The sequence below is a fragment of the Cellulomonas sp. GbtcB1 genome, from assembly GCF_019091725.1.
In the GTDB taxonomy this organism is placed as follows: Bacteria; Actinomycetota; Actinomycetes; order Actinomycetales; family Cellulomonadaceae; genus Cellulomonas.
In genome coordinates, this window is sequence record NZ_JAGXJG010000575.1 from 1 (window position 1) to 236 (window position 236).

1 protein-coding gene is annotated in these 236 nt (G+C 35.6%); it reads left to right on the forward strand.

Annotated elements, in window-relative coordinates:
* Window positions 1-187: hypothetical protein (locus tag KVT14_RS21430; protein WP_217617391.1), on the forward strand; the 187-nt coding region annotated here is incomplete at its 5' end.
* Window positions 188-236: the final 49 nt, after the last annotated feature.

Here is a 236-nt window from a genome sequence, read left to right on the forward strand (position 1 = left end):
CTTTCGCCATGTTGTGAATTGGAGAGATTTGGAGATGTTTTCAGGATTTTGCGTTGTTTTGCGACATCTAGGGATGTTTCGCTACATGGTCAAAAATCAGAAAGATAAAATGCAGAAAACAAGTGTTGTTGTGAATTGGAGACATTTAGAAATGTTTGATGATTTCGCGATGTTTTGTAAGATCTAGCGATATTTCGCGACATCGATAAATACTAAAAAAAACTGCTGAGAACAAT